Genomic DNA, 17,864 nt, shown 5'->3' on the forward strand with positions numbered 1-17,864 from the left:
CGATCCGCCCCAGAGCTTGCCGCGACCCCGGCCGCCTGATATCCACAGATGCACATGCGTGATCGCGCAGCGACGGCCGGCGGACCGCCGGCCATTTCGCTCCCACGAGGAGGTTCCGTGCCACGACCCGAATGGTCACCCCCGATGAGCCGGCGTCGACGCCGGCTCATCGCCATCCTGGCGACGACGGCCACGGTCGCCGCGTTGCTCCCCACCGGCGTGAGCACCGCGGCCCCCACCGGCAGCGCGCCGTCGGCCGAGCGCCGGTCCGGACCGTTCAGCGAGGGGCACGAGCCCGCCGACGCCGACAACCGCATCGGTACGGCGGCACCCGACGCCCGTCAGCGCGGCCTGGCCCGCGCCGCCGACCCCGACGTCCGGTGGAACCGACTCGGCACCCCGCACGCCCTCGGCCCCGGCCGTACCCCGCTCGCCACCGGGCTGCCCGCCGACGCGGAGGCCGCCGCCCGCGCCTACCTGAGGGCCAACCGCGACCTGTTCGGCATGGACGCCGCCGCGGTGGCCCGCATGGAACGGGTGCTGGTCCGGCCGATCGGCAGCGGTGCGGTGGTCACCCTCCGACAACGGTTCGGCGACCTGCCGGCCGGGCCGGACGGTCTCGTCACCCTCGCGGTCGCCAACGGCTCGGTGGTGTCGGTCAGCTCCTCGCTGGCCCGCGACACCGGCACGCCCGCGCCGGCCACCCGCACGGCCGAGCAGGCGTACGCCGCCGCGCTCGCCGACGCCGGACTGACCGCTGGCGCGGTGGCCAGCCACACCATCCGGCAGGTGGCCGTACCCACCCCGCTGGACGGGCCACGGGCCGCCTACGAGGTCACGATGATCGGCGCGGACACCGACCACCCGGTCGCGTTCACCAGCTACGTGGACGGCGGCACCGGGCAGGTGCTGGTCCGTGAGGACCTCGTCGACTTCGACTCCGACAACCCGAGCTGGGCGGTCTTCCCGGCCACCCCGCCCCGCGACCTCGACCCCGGGCAGGACCCCCGGGTGCGCTGGTGCGGCGACCCCGCGCCCGGCTGCCAGGCCGCCCTCCGCGACCCGGCCACCGGCCAACCATGGGACGTCGACGCGGCCACCGGCACACCGACGTTCACCTCACGCGGCAACTCGGCCAACACGGTGCTCTCCTGGGGTGCGGGCACCCCGATCGTCCCGGCCACCACCAGCCCGGACCGCCGCTACGAGTACCCGTTCACCGACCAGTGGCGCCAGGCGAAGTGCAACCCGGAGGTGTTCACCTCCGCCCAGCGCAACGACGCGGACGCGTCGATCGCCAACCTCTTCGCCATGCACAACCGGATGCACGACTGGTCGTACCAGTTGGGCTTCACCGAGTCGGCGTGGAACCTCCAGGCGGTCAACCTCACCCCGGCCGGGCTGGGCGGTGACGCCGAGCAGGGCCGCGCCCAGCAGGGCGCGCTGACCGGCAACCGCAACAACGCCAACCAGGGCACCGGGCGCGACGGGCTGCCGCCGACCACCAACATGTACCTGTGGCAGCCGCAGGCCGGCGGCCCGTACCCGCCGTGTGTGGACGGCGACTACGACATGACGGTGATCGGCCACGAGTACACCCACGCGATCACCAACCGGATGATCGCCGGCCCGGACAGCGGGATCGGCGGCCACCAGGGTGGTGCGATGGGCGAGTCGTGGGGCGACCTGCTCGCCGCCGAGTACCTGTTCCAGAACGGGCTACGCGCACCCGGCGAGACGCCCTTCGTCACCGGCGGCTACGTCACCGGCAACCTGGTCAGCGGCATCCGCAACTACGACCTGAGCCGCAGCCCGCTCAACTACTCCGACATCGGCTACAACACCGCGGGTCCCGCCGTGCACGCCGACGGGGAGATCTGGGGCGCCACCAACTTCCGGGTCCGCTCCGCGCTGGTCAAGCGGTACGGCCTCGGCACTGCGCAGCGGCAGCTCGACTGCGCACAGGGGAAGGTCGCCGCCGACAGGTGCCCCGGCAACCGGCGCTGGTCGCAGTTGGTCTTCGACTCGTTCCTGCTCCAGGCGGCCAGCCAGGTCAGCATGCTCGACATGCGGGACAACATGCTCACCGCCGACCTGCTCCGCTTCGGCGGCGCCAACCAGGACCTGATCTGGGCCGAGTTCGCCCGCTCCGGGATGGGCCGCGACGCCGCCACCAACGGCGCCGGCGACACCGATCCGACACCGAGTTTCGCCTCGCCGCGCGGTGGCAACGCGACACTCACCCTGCGCCCGCGCGGGGACAGCGTCGACGCGCCGATCCGGGTGTACGTCGGGGCGTACGAGGCGCGGGCCACGCCGATCGCGGACACCGACCCGGCGACGCCGATCCCGGACACCGTGGAGCTGGTGGCCGGCACGTACGACCTGCTCGCCGTGGCACCCGGCTTCGGGCACCAGCGGCTCAGCGTGGTCGCCAAGGCCGATCAGGACGGGTACGTGGACCTGCGGATGAGCCGCAACCTGGCGTCCACGGCGTCCGGGGCGACGGTCACCGGCGACGGGGTCAACCTGGACCGGATCGCCGACGACACCGAGGCCACGAACTGGGCCTCCCTGGACGGGGTGGCCGGCCGGCAGCTCACCGTGGCGTTGCCCGGGGACGCCCCGCAGACGGTCAAGCGGCTCAACGTCAGTGCGATGCTGCGCCCGGCGATCACCGGGGACGCCGACACCGGCAGCCAGAACGCGCTCAGTGCGTTGCGCTCGTTCGCGGTGTCCGCCTGCGACGCGACGACCACCGACTGCGCGGACCCGGCCCGCTGGCAGCGGATCTACACAAGCGCGGGCGACGCGTTCCCCGGCGGGGCGTACCGGTCGTACAGCCGGGACATCAACCTGCGGACGTTCGCGGTGCCCTCGACCCCCGCCACCCACCTGCGCCTGGAGGTGCTGGCGAGCCAGTGCACCGGCGGCCCCCGGTACGCGGGCGAGCAGGACGACGACCCGGCCACGACGACGGACTGCGCGACGGCCAGCCCGGCCCGGACGCAGGTCAGGATCGCCGAGTTCCAGGCGTTCTCGCAGTGACGCCGAGGGGGCCGGCGGACTACCCGCCGGCCCCCTCAGCCCCCGATCAGCGGCGGGCCGGTCGCCAGCGGTCGGCCGGGGCCGGCCGTTCCCAGCGCCGGTCCACCGTCGGGTCCTCGCCCTCGTCGGACGCGGGCCGGGTCAGGTGTCGCAGCCGCAGCAGCAGGCCCATCCCGAGGAAGAGCAGTAACGCGCCGAGCAGGAACGCGGCCTGCACGATGCCGAACCCGCCGGACTGCGAGACCTGTCGGCCGGCCGGTGGCGCCGCGTCGGCCGGGTAGTCCCCGACCGGCTCCTCGGCCGTCGTGCTCTCCTCCTCGGCCGGCTCGCTGGGCGGCAACGACGTCGCGGTCGGCGTCGGCGTACCGGTCGGGGTGCCACCCGCCCCCACCACCGAGCGGGTGGCGGTCTGCCGGGCCAGCAGACGCCGGTTGGCGTCGTACGCCTCGGCGGCGAGGGTGACCCGCCCCTGGGTGACGTCCTCGGCGAAGGCCACCCGGTAGCGGGCTGTGACGGTGCGGCCCGGGCAGAGCGTGCCCGGGTCGAGCTGCCGGTCGGTCAGCCGGGCCACGTCACCCTCGGTCTGGATCTCCAGCGGGAAGTCGCCGGTCTCCTCCACCCGGTCCATCTTCACCTGGTCGAGTCGGAGGCCCTGCACGCTGAGCACCATCGACCAGCGCACCTTCGCACACCCGCCGCGCCGATCCGTCTGCGAGACCACCGCCGAGATCGTCCGCACCTGGTCACCGGCGGTGAACCGGGCCGGCAGGCCGCTCATCTCGGTGGCGAAGGCCGCCTGTGCTGGCGCGGCCAGGGTCAGCACCGCCCCGGCCACGCCGGCAACCAACGCCCCGATCCGCAGCGCGTACCGCCACACGATCACCATCACCTCGCCTCTTCTCGTCTCCTGCGCAAAACGCTAGGAGGAAGCGGGCGGGTCGGACAGAGGGGTGTCTTCGCACCGGACGCCAAGGACGAGTGGTGTTTTCACCGACAGTGGTGAACCCCTTACCCGTACCGGTCCACCTCCCGCGCCGCCCGGGGTGACAGGTGCGCGAGAATCGTCGGGTGTCCGAGCTCTCCAGCACGTTCGTCCGGCTGCACGCCCGGCTGGGTCCGGTTCCCTTCGTCCCCGAGGTGCGACTGCACCAGGCCGACGAGCCGATCGGGCTGTGGGAGCTGACCGAGGGCGAGTTCTCCACCGACCGGCCGCCGCCGTTCTGGGCGTTCGCCTGGGCCGGCGGGCAGGCGCTCGCCCGCTACGTGACAGACCACCCGGAGCTGGTCGCCGGCCGCCGGGTGCTCGACCTCGCCTCCGGCTCCGGCCTGGTGGCCATCGCCGCCGCCCGCGCCGGCGCGGCGTCGGTGCGCGCCGTCGAGGTGGACGAACTGGCGGTCGCGGCCGTCGCCCTCAACGCCGAGGCCAACGGGGTACGCGTCGACGCCGAGTTCGGTGACATCCTCGACTCCGACGCCGGGGACGCCGAGGTGGTGCTCGCCGGCGACGTCTTCTACAGCGACGCGATGGCCCGGCGGGTGCTGCGGTTCCTGCTGCGCGCCGCCCGGGCCGGTGCACCCGCGCTCGTCGGTGACCCCGGCCGGGCGTTCCTGCCCCGCGACCGCTTCGACGAGTTGGCCGCGTACGACGTGCCGGTGCCGGAGGCGCTGGAGAGTGTCCGGGTGAAGCGCACCACCGTCTGGCAGTTGCGTGCCGGGCTGCCCGGAGCCGCCCGCTAGCGTGTCGACGTGCTGTTTTCCGGCTGGGGGTCCGCGGTCGAGGCACCCTGGCCGGACGTCGCCGAGGTGACCGACCACGTCGGCGTACGCCATCTGGTCGTCACCCGGCACGCGCTGGTCCGGCAGGTGCTGGCCGACCCGGTCACCTACCGCCCGGACAACGCGCTGGACGCCGTGACACCGATGCCGGTGAGCGCGCTGCGGGTGCTCACCGGGCACCATTTCCGGCTGCCGCCGACCCTGGCCAACAACTCGGGTGCCAGCCATCCGGAGATCCGGGCGATCGTCGCGGCGGCGTTGCACCCCGAGCGGGTCGCCGCGCAGCGGCCCTGGCTCACCGCGCTGGTCCGGGACCGGATCGCTCGGCTCGGCGCCCGGCTCGACACCGGCGCGTCGGTCGACCTGTACGCGGACCTCGCCGCCGACCTGCCGCTGCTGGTGCTGGCCCGGCTCGTCGAGCTGCCGGACGCACCTGTCGGTGCGGTCAAGGAGTTCGCCCGCGCCGCGCTGGAGTTGTTCTGGGCACCGTTGGACGTCGACCGGCAGCTGGCGCTCGCCGCCGAGGTGGGTCGGTTCCACGGCGTACTGCGGGACTTCGCGACAAGCGGGGGCGGGTTGGCCGGCGAGTTGCGCGCGACCGGGCACCCACCGGACGTGGTGGTCGGCGCGCTCTTCTTCCTGCTGGTCGCCGGGCAGGAGACCACCTCGCAGTTCCTCACCCTGCTGCTGCACCGGCTGGCCGGCGAACCGGCGGTGCGGGCCGGGCTGCGCACCGGCGCGGTCGCGGTGGCCGACGTGGTGGAGGAGGGGCTGCGGCTGGAGCCGCCCATCGTCACCTGGCGGCGGGTGGCGGCGGCGGACAGCACGCTGGGCGGCACGGCGGTGCCGGCGGGCAGCAGCCTCGTGCTCTGGCTGGCCCGCGCCGGCCGTGACCCCGCGGTCGTCCAGTCGCCCGACGAGTTCCGCCCGGGGCAGCGTGGGTCCCGCCGACACCTGGCGTTCGGGGCTGGCGCCCATCGCTGCGTCGGTGACGTGCTGGCCCGGATGGAGGCGGCCGTGGTGGTTGCCGAGGCGACACCACTGCTGGACGCGGTGACGGTGGTACGCCCACCCTGGTGCCCGGACAATCTCACCTTCCGGATGCCGGACGCCTTCGTGGTGCGGGGCACCGGCCTGACCGGATCCTGATCTCGCTTCGGTAGGTTTCCGGGCGTGTCCGCGACCCCCGCACGTCGGATCCTCGTCGTCTTACCAGTTCTGGCCCTGCTGCTGCTGAGCGCCTGCACAGCCGGCCACACGGTCCACGCCCGGCAGATCACCGCGACCCAGCCGACACCGTCCGCCCCGCCGACACTCTCGGCCTTGCCGACGCCCTCGGCCTCGCTGTCCCCGACGGTCAAGCCCACACCGGGAAGTCTGGCCTGGTACGTGTCCCAGGTCCCGACCTTCCCGCAGGCGCCGCCGCCGCAACCGGTGCCGCTGCCGACGACCGGCGTCGCCCAGTTCTGGCACCGCCTGCCGACCGACCAGAAGGTCGCCTTCATCACCATCGACGACGGTGGGCTGGCCCGACCGCCCGAGGTGGCCGACTTCGTCTGGCAGGCGCACATCCCGGTCACGATGTTCCTCAACTCACCGGCGGCGGCGGAGCACACCGACTACTTCCGGCAGATCCAGGTGGCCGGCGGGGTCGTCGAGAACCACACCATCAACCACACCTCGCTGGCCGGCCGCTCGTACGACTACCAGAAGCACGAGATCTGCGGGGCGGCGGACAAGCTGGAGACACTGTTCGGCAAGCGGGCGACCCTGTTCCGCCCGCCCTTCGGCAACCACGACGCCACCACGTTGAAAGCCGCGTACGACTGCGGCGCGAAGGCGGTCCTGCACTGGACCGAGACCGTGCACGAGGGGAAGGTCCGCTACCAGACCCCGGAGAAGGTGGTCCAGCCCGGCGACGTACTGCTGATGCACTTCCGGCCGGCGCTGATGGACGACCTGCTCGCGGCGCTCAAGGCGATCCACCGGGCCGGGCTCACGCCGGCGCTGCTGGAGGACTACGTGCGCTGACCGACCGCCGACGACCTGACGAAAGTCAGGGTCGGGTGGTGCCCTTCGGGCGCGGTGCGGCAGCGGGTCGCGCGCCTAGCGTCAGCGCATGATCACATTACGTGGGTTGACGAAACGGTTCGGGGCGACAGTCGCGGTCGACGCGTTGACCGTCGACGTCGCGCCCGGCCGGGTCACCGGCTTCCTCGGCCCCAACGGCGCCGGCAAGTCCACCACCATGCGGATGATCCTCGGGCTGGACCGCCCCACCGCCGGACAGGCCCTCGTCGGCGGGCGCGCGTACCGGGAGCTGCGCCGACCGTTGCACGAGGTGGGCGCGCTGCTCGACGCACGGGCCATCCACCCGGCCCGGTCCGGCCGGGCCCACCTGCTCGCCATGGCCCGCAGCAACGGCATCCCCGCCCGCCGGGTCGACGAGGTGCTGGACACCGTCGGGCTGGACGGGCGGGCCGCCGGCAAACCGGGCCGGACCCTGTCCCTCGGCATGGGCCAGCGGCTCGGCATCGCCGGGGCACTGCTCGGCGACCCGCCGGTGCTGATGTTCGACGAGCCGGTGAACGGCCTCGACCCGGACGGGGTGCGCTGGGTACGACAACTGACGCGCTCGCTTGCCGACCAGGGGCGGACCGTCTTCGTCTCCAGCCACCTGATGAGCGAGATGCAGCTCACCGCCGACCAACTCGTGGTGATCGGGCGGGGCCGACTGCTCGCCGACGCACCGATCGGCGACGTGATCGCCGGCAGCACTGTCGCGGTCCGCGTGCGCAGCCCACACCCGGACGGGCTGGCCGCCCTGGCCGCGCGCCTCACCGCCACCGGGGCGAGCGTGGTGGCGGCCGACCGCACCGAGCTGACCGTCACCGGCTCCACCGCGGACCGGGTCGGTGACCTGGCCTACGAGCTGGGGGTACGACTGCACGAGCTGACCGCGCAGGCCGCGACCCTGGAACAGGCGTTCATGGAGCTGACCGCCGACAGTGTCGAATACGCGGGCGGTCCGACCGAGGGTGGGCACCGATGAGCACCCGGACCGACGCGGGCACCCGCCCCGCCAGCACACCGGCCGCCGGTGCGCCGGGCACCGTCCGGGGGGCGGTGGCCGCCGAGTGGACCAAGCTCTCCTCGGTGCGCAGCACCTGGTGGACGGCGCTGGCCGGGCTGCTGGTGATGGCCGCGAGCGCCGGCCAACTCGCCATCTACGCCGCGAACGCCAACACCAACGACGACCCGACCGACGACCCGGGAATCGTCACCGTCGGCAGCGTGCTGATCGACTCGGTCGACCTGACCCAGTTCGTGGTGCTCGCCCTCGGCCTGCTGGCGATCACCACCGAGTTCACGAGCGGCACCATCCGGACCACGTTGCAGTGCACCCCGTCCCGCGGCCGGGTGCTGCTGGCCAAGGCCACGGTCGTCGGCACCGTCACCTTCGCCCTCGGGTTGCTGCTCGGCGGCATCGGCACCCTGGTCGCCCGGCCGGTGCTCGGCGAGTGGGGCAGCGCCCCGGCCGCCGAGACGATCGGCGACATCATGGCGGTGGCTGTCTACCTGGCGCTGATCGGCGTGTTCGCCCTGGGTCTCGGCGCCGCACTGCGCAGTGCGGTGCTCACGATCACCGTGCTCCTCGCCACCCTGATGATCGTGCCGCTGTCCCTCCAGGAGCCGGACATCGAGGTGTTGAACCGGATCGCCGACGGGTTCCCCGGCGTGGCCGGTGGGCACTTCCTGGCCGGCGACACCGAGCCGTACCCGAGCCTGGTCGGGCTGCTCCTGCTCGCCGGCTGGGCCGGTGCCGCGCTGCTGCTGGGCCGGGCCGCACTGCGCCGCCGCGACGCCTGACGAGCTGAGCGGGGGCTTCCCGGCCCCCGCTCAGCCGTCGACGAGCCCCGCCTCGTACGCGAGGATCGCCGCCTGCACCCGGTTACGCACGTCCAGCCGGGTGAAGATGCTGGTCAGGTAACTCTTCACGGTGCCCTCCACCAGGTGCAGTCGGCGGGCGATCTCGGCGTTGGACAGCCCCGCCCCGACCAGGGCCAGCACCTCCCGTTCCCGCTCGGTCAGCCCGGCCGTACGGTCCCGCGCAGCCGGCCGGCGGGCCAACCGCCCCGCACCCAGCTCGATGACCCGGCGCGCCACCTGCGGCGACAGGTACGCGCCACCGTCGGCCACGGCGTGCACACCGGCGATCAACTCACGCGGGTCACCGGCCTTGAGCAGGAACCCGTTGGCACCGTGCCCGAGCGCGCGGGCCACATGGTCGTCCTCGCCGAACGTGGTCAACATGATCGTCGCGGTCTCCGGCACGAGCCGGCGGATCTCGGCGGCGGCGGCCAACCCGTCCAGCCGCGGCATCCGGATGTCCAGCAACACGACCCGAGGTCGGTGCGCGCGGACCAACTCCACCGCGGCGCGTCCGTCACCGGCCTCGGCGACCACCTCGATCCCGGGATCGGTGGCGAGGATGGCCCGGACGCCGGCCCGGATCATCGCCTCGTCGTCGGCCAGCACCACCCGCACCGGCGCTGCCCCCGCCCTGTCGGTGTCCACTAGGCGATCCACTCCTTGCTGGCCAACCGGCCGTCGGTGAAGCAGAGACGCCAGGTCGGCTCGGCGAGGGGGAAGTTGCCGTCGGTGTAGTACTCGCAGCCGGCCCGGTCGACACCGACGGGGCTCTCCAACTGCCGCCGGGGCAGACCCTCCAGCTCCGAGCGGGCCGTGCCGACGCGCATCTGGTCGAAGGTGGCCCGGTCCAACACCGTCCCGGCGGTCGCCACCGGGTAGTAGACGAGGGAGAGCACCAGGGCGAACCCGGCAGGTGCCAGGAGCGCCACCAACAGACTGCGCCGGACCCGCCGACGGGCGTCGTGCAGCCGCCGCGCCGCGTCCACCGGCTGCTCCACCGGGCCGGGCCCGCCGCCGGACGGTGCGGCGACGTCGCTCTCGATCGCCTCCACCGCTGGCGCGGTCGCCGGCAGCACCGCCCGGACGACGAACCCGCCCTCGGTGCGGGGCCCGGCGTCGAGCGTCCCACCGGCGAGGCGGACCCGCTCGGCGAGCGCGAGCAACCCGCTGCCCTGCGACGGCGGGGCCGGCAGCGGCTCCGCCGGCGGCGCACCGTTGACCACGCACACCTCGACCCGTTCACCGTCGCGGCTGAGACGAACGTCGACCGGGGCGCCCGGCGCGTACCGGGCCGCGTTCGTCAGCGCCTCACGGACCACCCGGTGCGCCGCGTGGCCGGTCATCGCCGGCAGCTCCGCGACCGCCGAGGCGGCCTCCAGCCGGACCGCCATGCCGGCCTCCCGGGCATTGTCGACCAGGTCGGCGACGGTCTCCCCACTCGGACGCACCGACGCGCCACCCTCCTCGCGGAGCACCCCGATGATCTCGTGCAGTCGCTCGGTGGCGGCGGAGACGCTGGCCCGCAACTCCCCCGCCGCGGCCCGGTGCCGGTCGTCGAGGTCGGCGGCGACCTCCAGGGCGGCGGCGCGCAACGCGATCAGGCTGAGGTCGTGACCCAGCGAGTCGTGCATCTCCCCGGCGATCCGGGCCCGTTCCCGCAGCCGGATCCGCTCGGCGGCACCGCGCTCCTCGCGGATCAGCGAGTCCACGTGACGACGACCCGCGGCGGCCAACTCCCGCTGCTGACGCCGGTAGCGGCCCACCAGCCAGGGGAACACCGCGGCGAAGAGCAACACCGAGGCCAGCAGGAACCAGGTGGCCTCGCCGGTGCCGAGCAGACCCAGGTTGAGCGCCGTCCCGCCGGCCACGATCAGCACGAAGACCCCGGCCACCGGGGCCGCGGAGACGCTGCGCCGCCCGGTGAGATAGCTGAAGACCGGAATGGCGAAGACGAAATTGCCGTCGACGACCGACCCGAGCACCACCAGCACCAGGGCGACCAACGGTCGGCGTCGACTCGCCACCGTGGCCGCGCCGAGTAGCAGCAACTTGCCGACCAGCAGCGGCACCGCGTACCGCGGGTAGGGCGGGCTGACCCCGGCGTAGCCGACCGGGGCCGCGACCACCGCCCAGAGCAGCGCGTCCAGCAGCAGGCGACGCCGCCGGTCCAGCCAACCTGGCGGCGAGAAGTCGAGAATCCGCACGGCGGCCAGGCTACCCACGCCCGACCTGCGCGGACACCGACGAAAGTCAGGTGTTCAGCCGCTCTCCTCGGCCCAGACCCGCCAGTCGTCGAGCACCCCGTGCAGGGCCGGGGTGAGCCAGCCCGGCGCGGAACGCCGGAACACACCCGGGTCCATCGCCCCGGCGCCGTCGGGCAGCGCGCCGAGCAGATTCGGCACCAGCTCGGTGAGGTTCGTCCAGTGCACCAACTCCGGCCGGCTCGGCCAGGCCCCGATCACCACACCGGCCGGCACCGCCCGCCGGTCGAGCGCCTCCAGGGTCAGCGCGGTGTGGTTGAGCGTGCCCAACCCGGCGCGGGCGACCACCACCGCCGGCGCGCCGAGCGACACCGCCAGGTCGGCCATCGTCCACGCCTCCCCCGACGGGCGCAGCCCCATCGGCACCAGCAACCCGCCCGCGCCCTCGATCAACACCAGGTCGTGTTTGTCCGCCTCGGCGCGAACGGCGTCCACCGCCTCGTACAACTCCAACGGCGGCAGGTCGGCGACCCGGGCGGCCGTCAACGGGGCGAGCGGGTCGGGATAACTGGCCAGGGTCCGCCCGGTCAGCGGGGCAGCCAGCCGGTTCACCGCGTCCACGTCGCCGGGCTCACCGCCGGCCGTACCCGTCTGGCCCGGTTTCACCACCGCCACCCGCAGCCCGGCGGCCTGCGCCGCGGCCGCGATCGCCGCTGTCGCCACCGTCTTGCCGACCTCGGTGTCGGTGCCGGTGACCAGGACCGGCCCCTCCCACCCGGTCATTAGGCCACCTCTGTTCGCGACTGCGGGGCACACTCCACGATGACCTCCAGGGCCCGCTCGAAATCCGCCCGGGGCACCCCGGCGCTGACCGTGAGACGCAGCCGGGACCGGCTGTCCGGGGTGGACGGCGGCCGGAAACACCCGACCGCGACGCCCCGATCCCGGCAGTCGACGGCCCAGGCGCTGGCCGCCTCCGGCCCGGGGGCCGTCACCGAGATCACCGCCGCGTCCGGCGCGGAGACGGTCAGCCCGGCCGCCCGCAGCCGAACGACAGCCAACCGCACCCGGTCGGACAACTCCCCGCGCACGTCGTCGCCGACCCGGGCCAGCCGCAGCGCGGCGTGCACACCGGCGGCGACCGCCGGCGGCAGCGCCGTGTCGAAGATGAACGTACGCCCGGTCTCCACCAGATGCCGGACGAACTCGGCGGGGCCGGCGACCACGCCACCGGCGCCACCGAGCGCCTTGGACAGGGTGGCGGTCACCAGCACGTCCGGTTCGCCGGACAGCCCCGCGGCGGCCACCGCACCCGCGCCGGCCGGGCCGGTCACGCCGAGCGCGTGCGCGTCGTCGACCAACAGGAGCGCGCCGTGCCGCCGGGCCACCGCGTGCAGCCGGGCCAGCGGTGCGAGGTCACCATCGACCGAGAAGATCGACTCGGTCACCACCACCGCCGGGCGGCCCGGGGCGGCCGCGAGTGCGGCGGCGACGGCGTCCACGTCGACGTGCGGCGTGACGACCGTCTCCGCACCGGAGAGCCGAGCGCCGTCGATCAGGGACGCGTGGTTGTGCGCGTCGGAGACGAGCAGCGTCCGAGGTTGGACCAGTGCCCGCAGCGCACCGAGGTTGGCCAGGTAGCCGGAGGAGAAGACGAGGGCCCGATCGGTGCCCAGCCACTGCGCCAGCTCGTCCTCCAGCGCCTGGTGCGCGTCGGTGGAACCACGCACCAGGCGCGACCCGGTCGCCCCCAGCCCGTACGCCGACAGTGCCGCCGTGGCCGCGGCGGTGACCTCCGGGTGGGTGGCCAGGCCGAGGTAGTCGTTGCCGGCCAGATCGGTCACCTGATCACCGGCGGGACGCGGGTGCAGTCGCCGGGTCAGCCCCGCCTTCGCCCGCAACTGCGCGCGGCGGTCGAGCGCCGCCAGCCAGTCCGCCACCGTCACCCCTTCGTCGCCCTGCGCGCCGGTCAGCCCGACACCTGCCGGGCGAAATTACCACCCGCCACCGCCGGCCCGACGGATCCGCTCGGTGCGCGGGGCCGGCGGGCTGCCAGGCCATCCGGCTGACCGGGGGCCTAGTAGGGTACGAGGCATGCCAGAGATCCTCGACCAGGCCCGGACCCAGGTCCTGGGTGACGGTGTCGGCCTCGACCAGGCCGGCATCCTCGCGGTGCTGACCCTGCCCGACGAGCACCTGCCCGCCGCCCTGCAACTCGCCCACGACGTGCGGATGCGCTGGTGTGGCCCCGAGGTCGAGGTCGAGGGCATCGTCTCGCTGAAGACCGGCGGCTGCCCGGAGGACTGCCACTTCTGCTCCCAGTCGGGTCTGTTCACCTCACCTGTGCGGTCGGTCTGGCTGGACATCCCGTCGCTTGTCGAGGCGGCGAAGCAGACCGCCGAGACCGGGGCGACCGAGTTCTGCATCGTCGCCGCGGTGCGCGGCCCGGACGCCCGGCTGATGAAGCAGATGCGCGACGGCGTCGCCGCCATCCGGGCCGCTGTCGACATCCAGGTCGCCGCGTCGCTCGGCATGCTCACCCAGGAGCAGGTCGACGACCTGGTCGACATGGGTGTGCACCGCTACAACCACAACCTGGAGACCTGCCGGTCGTACTTCCCCAACGTGGTCACCACGCACTCCTGGGAGGAGCGCTGGGAGACGCTGCGGATGGTGCGCGACTCCGGCATGGAGGTGTGCTGCGGTGGCATCCTCGGCCTCGGCGAGACCGTCGAGCAGCGGGCCGAGTTCGCCGCGCAGCTCGCCGAGCTGGCCCCGCACGAGGTGCCACTCAACTTCCTCAACCCCCGGCCGGGCACGCCGCTCGGCGACCGCCCGGTGGTGGAGGGCAAGGACGCGCTGCGGGCCATCGCGGCGTTCCGGCTCGCCATGCCCCGCACCATCCTCCGGTACGCGGGTGGTCGCGAGATCACCCTCGGCGACCTCGGCACCCGTGACGGCCTGCTCGGCGGGATCAACGCGGTGATCGTCGGCAACTACCTGACCACGCTGGGTCGACCGGCGACCGCCGACCTGGCCCTGCTGGACGAATTGAAGATGCCGGTCAAGGCGCTCTCTGCCACGCTGTGACGACCATGACGACGACCGAGCTGTGGTGCGACAGGTGCGGCGAGTCGGCGACGGCCGACGCCCACCGCGCGTGCGCGTCGGCCCGCCAGTTGGAGCCGCCGCGGTTCTGCTCGCGGTGCCGCCGCCGGATGAAGGTGCAGGTGCTGCCGGTCGGCTGGTCGGCGGTCTGCGTCGAGCACGGCGAGAGCAGGGGCTGAGCCGGTGCTGCGCGGGCGGTCGGTGACCCTGCGACCGGCGACTGTCGCGGACGTGCCGGCCTTCGCGACGATCCGGGCCACACCGGAGGTGCGCCGCTGGTGGCGTGGCGGCGACGACCTGACCGAGTCCGTCCGCGCCGACCTCGGCGACGACGACCTGCACGTGTACGCGATCGAACACGACGGCCGGGTGGTCGGCGCGATCCAGTGGTACGCCGAACCCGACCCGGACTACCGGCACGCCAGCCTGGACGTCTTCCTCGACCCGGCGGTACGCGGTGCCGGGCTCGGCGTCGACGCGATCCGCACCCTGACCCGGCACCTGATCGACGAGTACGGCCACCACCGGTTCACCATCGACCCGGCCGCGGCGAACAGCGCCGCCATCCGGGCGTACGCGAAGGTCGGTTTCCGTCCGGTGGGCGTGCTGCGCCGCTACGAGCGCGGCGACGACGGGCGCTGGCACGACGGTCTGCTGATGGACCTGCTCGCCGACGATCTCGTGGAGTGACTCACCCGTCCCGGTTGTTCCCGGGCGTGACGAGACCTTGGACAGTCACCGTCTCGGCGTAACGACAACTGCCCAAGGTCTCGTCGTCAGTGGGCGCTCAGGAGAGCGCGCAGGTGGTGTTGTTGACGGTGAAGGACGTCGGCTTCGGGTTGGTGCCGGTGTAGGCGCCGTTGAAGCCGAAGTTCACCGACGCGCCCGGCGCGATCGTGCCGTTGTAGGACAGGTTCGTGGCGGTGACCGCCGCGCCGGTCTGGCTGAGCGCCGCCGACCAGCCCTGGCTGACGGTCTGCCCGCCGGGGAAGCTGAACCGCAGCGTCCAGCCGTTGATCGCGGTGGTGCCGGTGTTGGTGATCGTCACCGCGGCGGTGAAGCCGGGGCTCCAGTCGGTGGTGGCGTACCCCACCGAGCAGGTGCCGCCGACCGGCGTGGGCGCGGTGGTCACCGCGACCGGCGCGGACGCCGCGGAGGTGTTGCCGGCCGCGTCCACGGCCACCACGTAGAACTGGTACGCCGTCGACGCGGTCAGCCCGGACACCGCCACGGTGGTGCCGGTCGGCGAGCCGACAAGCGCGTCGGTGGCGCCGGCCTCGCGGTAGACCCGGTACCCGGTGACGGCGACGTTGTCGGTCGACTGGGTCCAGGCCAGGGTGAGCCCGGTGGCGGTGACCGCCGAGGCGACCGGGGTGCCGGGGGTGCTCGGCGCGGTGGTGTCGGCCGAGCCGGTCGGCGGTGTGGTCACGGTGAGCACCGGTGAGGCCGCCGACCTGTTGCCCGCGCCGTCGCGGGCGACGACCGAGAACTCGTAGGTGTGCTCCGGCAGCAGCGTCGAGATGGTGAGCGTGGTGCCGGTGACGGGCCGGGTCAGCACCGTGTCGCCACCAACCTCGATTTCGCGGACGTCGTAGCCGGCCAGGCCGCTGCCGCCACTGTCGGTGGAGGCCGGCCAGGTCAGGGTGACCGAACGGGGTGCGAGGCCGGACGCGACAGGCTTACCCGGCGTGGTCGGGGCGGTGGTGTCCGGCACGACCGGCCCCGGCTCGTCGCCCCAGACGCGGGTGGTGCCGGAGTAGAGCGGCACCTTCCGGTTGGGCCCGGCGGTGGCCTGGTACGACGGGTCGTTGGTCGGGTCCCAGGTGCCGCCCTCCGGCACGCCGATCTTGAACTGGACCTCCATCCGGTGCGCCGACTGGCCGGCCGGGGCGATGGTGTGCCCGGTGCAGTCCACCTCGACGTACCAGATGTCGCCGCTGAACTGCTTGGCGGTGGTCGGGGACGGGCAGCCCTGGGTGTAGCCGGCGGTGACCTGCACCGGGCCGGTGCCGTCGGGCCGGAAGTAGTAGCGGAACTTCCCGTCGGTCAGCGCACGCGCCGGAAACGCGGACTTGTTGTAGACGATCGCCTTCAGCCCGGTGGCCCGGGGCTCGGCCTGCGCCACGGTGGTCTCCACGGTCAACTCGTCGATGTCCGGCGTCTCGGCGACCGGGAAGTTGGCCAGCGGCGTGCCACCGTACTCGGAGGTCAGCCGGACCAGCGCGGACGTGAAGCCGGCGTTGTAGTCGGTGGCCACCTCGTTCATCACGTAGTCCGACCGGCTGTCGCTGTACGCGTCGTTGGCCGCGGACGGGCCACCGACAAGCGCGCCGTAGAGGGTGTGCCGGGTCTGCACGGGCACGGTCTGGCTGTCCCACCAGGAGCCGTGCGCGGTGCGGTGGTGCGGGTTCTTCGGCGAGTTGGCGCCGAACCCGATGACGTAGCTGGAGCTGCGCGGGTTGTCGCCGAGCGCGTAGTTGATCTGCCGGACGGCGAAGTCGTGGTAGCGCGCCTTGCGGGTCGTGTCGGTGGTCTTGTCGCTGTAGACGAGCGCGGCGAACGAGGTGTTGGCCGCATACCGCAGCGCGCCCCAGGAGTCGAGCACCGCCATCCCGCCGGGGGAATACGGAACACGCTGCCCGTTCACCCCGACGGTCCAGTAGTCCAGCCAGCGGTTGGCGTCGTCGACGTACTTCTGCTTGCCGGTCAGGTTGGCCAGCAGCACGTACGCGCCGAACTGCTTGTTGTCCCAGGCGATGGTCCACTTGTAGGAGCGGGTGGTGGACTGGTTCTCGGTGTTGAGCTTGTCGTACTCGCTCTCGGCCTTGGCCAGGTAACTCGCCTCACCGGTGGCCCGGTGCAGCCAGATCGCGGCCCAGACCAGCTCGTCCTGCCAGCCGCTCCACGAGCGGTAGAAGCTCGTCGCGTCGGTGATGCACTCGTGGTATGCCTTCCGCACCGTGTCGGCGAAGGTGTAGAGCTGCCGGGCGTGGCCGAGCAGCTTGTCCGCGTAGGCCGCGTCGGTGGGCCGGAACACCATCGAGGAGGCGGCCATCGCGGCCGCCGTCTCCCCCGCCAGGTCCGCGCCGCCACAGCTCGCATCGATCCGGTACGCGGGCCGCGCCATCTGCATCACCTCGGCCGGACCCCACCACTTGTGGTCGTCGTCGCCCTTGCCGACCTGCCCGTAGAGGACGTTCGCGGACGGGTGCGCCTTGATGAAGTAGTCGTTGACGAAGCGCAGGTTGTTGAGTAGGTGCGGCAGTTGCCCGGAGGCCGTGTAGCCGCTGCGGTACTCGACCGCCCCCCACGCCAGCATGGTGGCGCTGAACGCCATCGGGAAGCCGAACTTGACATGGTCACCGGCGTCGTACCAGCCGCCGGTGAGGTCCACTCCGACGTCGGCGCCGTCGGTGAGGGCGCTGTCGCCGCGCCAGGAGACCCGGTTCCAGTCGGGCAGCCTGCCGGACTGCTGCGCCTCGTAAAAAAGCAGCGACTTCTGCAGCGCCTCGGCGTAGTTGTAGGTCGCGGCCGGCGCGGCGGCGGCGGGACCGGACGGCGGTGCGGTGACCGCGAGGGACGCGCCGGTGAGCAGCGCGACGCCGACGGCCAGCAAGCGCCGGGGCCAAGGCTGGTCGGCGACCGGTGACCGACCGGGGTGGCCGCTGGACGGCCGGGTCAGGTGGCGCATGCGGGCTCCTGTCGGAGGTGCCGCCGGCGGTCGCACCGACGCGGGACGGCGTACGGGCGGCACGGCCACCGGCGACTGCGAGGTGGCGGTGTGACCACGGAAGGCGT

The 17,864-nt window shown here is 73.3% G+C and carries 15 protein-coding genes; 9 read left to right on the plus strand and 6 right to left on the minus strand.

Annotated features, from left to right (window positions below; genetic code table 11):
• The first annotated feature begins 117 nt into the window (after nt 1–117).
• Nucleotides 118–3,048, plus strand: a complete 2,931-nt coding sequence (locus tag ACGFIQ_RS00800) for a M36 family metallopeptidase (protein WP_393237281.1) — start codon at nt 118–120, stop codon at nt 3,046–3,048.
• A gap of 46 nt (nt 3,049–3,094) precedes the next feature.
• Here ACGFIQ_RS00800 and ACGFIQ_RS00805 read toward each other — a convergent pair whose 3' ends face one another.
• Nucleotides 3,095–3,934, minus strand: a complete 840-nt coding sequence (locus tag ACGFIQ_RS00805) for a hypothetical protein (RefSeq protein ID WP_393240228.1) — start codon at nt 3,932–3,934, stop codon at nt 3,095–3,097.
• A gap of 182 nt (nt 3,935–4,116) precedes the next feature.
• Here ACGFIQ_RS00805 and ACGFIQ_RS00810 point away from each other — a divergent pair, with 182 nt between their 5' ends.
• The 5 genes from ACGFIQ_RS00810 (at nt 4,117) to ACGFIQ_RS00830 (ending at nt 8,694) form a co-directional block, all read left to right on the plus strand.
• Nucleotides 4,117–4,785, plus strand: coding sequence for a class I SAM-dependent methyltransferase (locus tag ACGFIQ_RS00810; RefSeq protein ID WP_393237284.1), 669 nt, complete (start codon nt 4,117–4,119; stop codon nt 4,783–4,785).
• A gap of 9 nt (nt 4,786–4,794) precedes the next feature.
• The gene (locus ACGFIQ_RS00815; protein WP_393237287.1) at nt 4,795–5,973 is read left to right on the plus strand and encodes a cytochrome P450; all 1,179 of its coding nucleotides are present in this window, start codon (nt 4,795–4,797) and stop codon (nt 5,971–5,973) included.
• Nucleotides 5,974–5,997: 24 nt separating this feature from the next.
• Nucleotides 5,998–6,855: a polysaccharide deacetylase family protein gene (locus ACGFIQ_RS00820; protein ID WP_393237290.1), complete on the plus strand. Its 858-nt coding sequence runs from the start codon at nt 5,998–6,000 to the stop codon at nt 6,853–6,855.
• Nucleotides 6,856–6,943: 88 nt separating this feature from the next.
• On the plus strand, nt 6,944–7,876 hold the full coding sequence (locus ACGFIQ_RS00825) for an ATP-binding cassette domain-containing protein (protein WP_393237293.1): 933 nt from the start codon (nt 6,944–6,946) through the stop codon (nt 7,874–7,876).
• A complete protein-coding gene (locus ACGFIQ_RS00830; RefSeq protein WP_393237296.1) occupies nt 7,873–8,694 on the plus strand; it encodes an ABC transporter permease subunit in 822 nt (273 codons plus the stop codon). Before ACGFIQ_RS00825 ends, ACGFIQ_RS00830 begins: the two co-directional genes overlap by 4 nt.
• Before the next feature lie 30 nt (nt 8,695–8,724).
• On the opposite strand, the gene ACGFIQ_RS00835 is transcribed toward ACGFIQ_RS00830, so the two are convergent.
• Genes ACGFIQ_RS00835 through ACGFIQ_RS00850 form a run of 4 tightly spaced genes read right to left on the minus strand, consistent with a single transcriptional unit; the run spans nt 8,725 to nt 12,898 of the window.
• The gene (locus tag ACGFIQ_RS00835; RefSeq protein WP_393237299.1) at nt 8,725–9,402 is read right to left on the minus strand and encodes a response regulator; all 678 of its coding nucleotides are present in this window, start codon (nt 9,400–9,402) and stop codon (nt 8,725–8,727) included.
• Entirely contained in the window at nt 9,402–10,961 is a 1,560-nt protein-coding gene (locus ACGFIQ_RS00840; RefSeq protein ID WP_393237302.1) for a sensor histidine kinase, read from the minus strand. The genes ACGFIQ_RS00835 and ACGFIQ_RS00840 overlap by 1 nt, the downstream gene beginning before the upstream one ends.
• Nucleotides 10,962–11,015: 54 nt before the next feature.
• Entirely contained in the window at nt 11,016–11,741 is a 726-nt protein-coding gene (gene bioD / locus ACGFIQ_RS00845) for a dethiobiotin synthase (RefSeq protein ID WP_393237305.1), read from the minus strand.
• Nucleotides 11,741–12,898, minus strand: coding sequence for an 8-amino-7-oxononanoate synthase (locus ACGFIQ_RS00850; protein WP_393237308.1), 1,158 nt, complete (start codon nt 12,896–12,898; stop codon nt 11,741–11,743). The genes bioD and ACGFIQ_RS00850 overlap by 1 nt, the downstream gene beginning before the upstream one ends.
• A 154-nt stretch (nt 12,899–13,052) precedes the next feature.
• Between ACGFIQ_RS00850 and bioB the strand changes: the two genes are divergently transcribed.
• The 3 genes from bioB to ACGFIQ_RS00865 are packed head-to-tail and all read left to right on the plus strand — an operon-like array spanning nt 13,053 to nt 14,756.
• Nucleotides 13,053–14,048, plus strand: a complete 996-nt coding sequence (gene bioB / locus ACGFIQ_RS00855) for a biotin synthase BioB (RefSeq protein WP_393237311.1) — start codon at nt 13,053–13,055, stop codon at nt 14,046–14,048.
• A 5-nt stretch (nt 14,049–14,053) separates the two neighbouring features.
• On the plus strand, nt 14,054–14,245 hold the full coding sequence (locus tag ACGFIQ_RS00860) for a hypothetical protein (protein ID WP_393237314.1): 192 nt from the start codon (nt 14,054–14,056) through the stop codon (nt 14,243–14,245).
• A 4-nt stretch (nt 14,246–14,249) separates the two neighbouring features.
• Nucleotides 14,250–14,756 (plus strand): GNAT family N-acetyltransferase, encoded by a 507-nt coding sequence (locus tag ACGFIQ_RS00865; RefSeq protein WP_393237317.1) that lies wholly within the window; start codon nt 14,250–14,252, stop codon nt 14,754–14,756.
• 97 nt (nt 14,757–14,853) lie between these two features.
• Here the strand turns inward: ACGFIQ_RS00865 and ACGFIQ_RS00870 are convergent, their stop codons facing one another.
• Nucleotides 14,854–17,757: a glycoside hydrolase family 9 protein gene (locus ACGFIQ_RS00870; RefSeq protein WP_393237320.1), complete on the minus strand. Its 2,904-nt coding sequence runs from the start codon at nt 17,755–17,757 to the stop codon at nt 14,854–14,856.
• Nucleotides 17,758–17,864 lie beyond the last annotated feature (107 nt).

The sequence above is a fragment of the Micromonospora sp. NPDC048898 genome (genome assembly GCF_043198035.1).
Classification (GTDB): Bacteria; Actinomycetota; Actinomycetes; order Mycobacteriales; family Micromonosporaceae; genus Micromonospora.

What these genes read in the sequence shown, in the direction of transcription:
- ACGFIQ_RS00805 (WP_393240228.1), bottom strand. Translation starts at nt 3,934, where the DNA reads ATGGTGATCGTGTGGCGGTACGCGCTGCGGATCGGGGCGTTGGTTGCC.
- ACGFIQ_RS00825 (WP_393237293.1), top strand. Translation starts at nt 6,944, where the DNA reads ATGATCACATTACGTGGGTTGACGAAACGGTTCGGGGCGACAGTCGCG.
- ACGFIQ_RS00830 (WP_393237296.1), top strand. Translation starts at nt 7,873, where the DNA reads ATGAGCACCCGGACCGACGCGGGCACCCGCCCCGCCAGCACACCGGCC.
- bioD (WP_393237305.1), bottom strand. Translation starts at nt 11,741, where the DNA reads ATGACCGGGTGGGAGGGGCCGGTCCTGGTCACCGGCACCGACACCGAG.
- bioB (WP_393237311.1), top strand. Translation starts at nt 13,053, where the DNA reads ATGCCAGAGATCCTCGACCAGGCCCGGACCCAGGTCCTGGGTGACGGT.
- ACGFIQ_RS00860 (WP_393237314.1), top strand. Translation starts at nt 14,054, where the DNA reads ATGACGACGACCGAGCTGTGGTGCGACAGGTGCGGCGAGTCGGCGACG.
- ACGFIQ_RS00870 (WP_393237320.1), bottom strand. Translation starts at nt 17,757, where the DNA reads ATGCGCCACCTGACCCGGCCGTCCAGCGGCCACCCCGGTCGGTCACCG.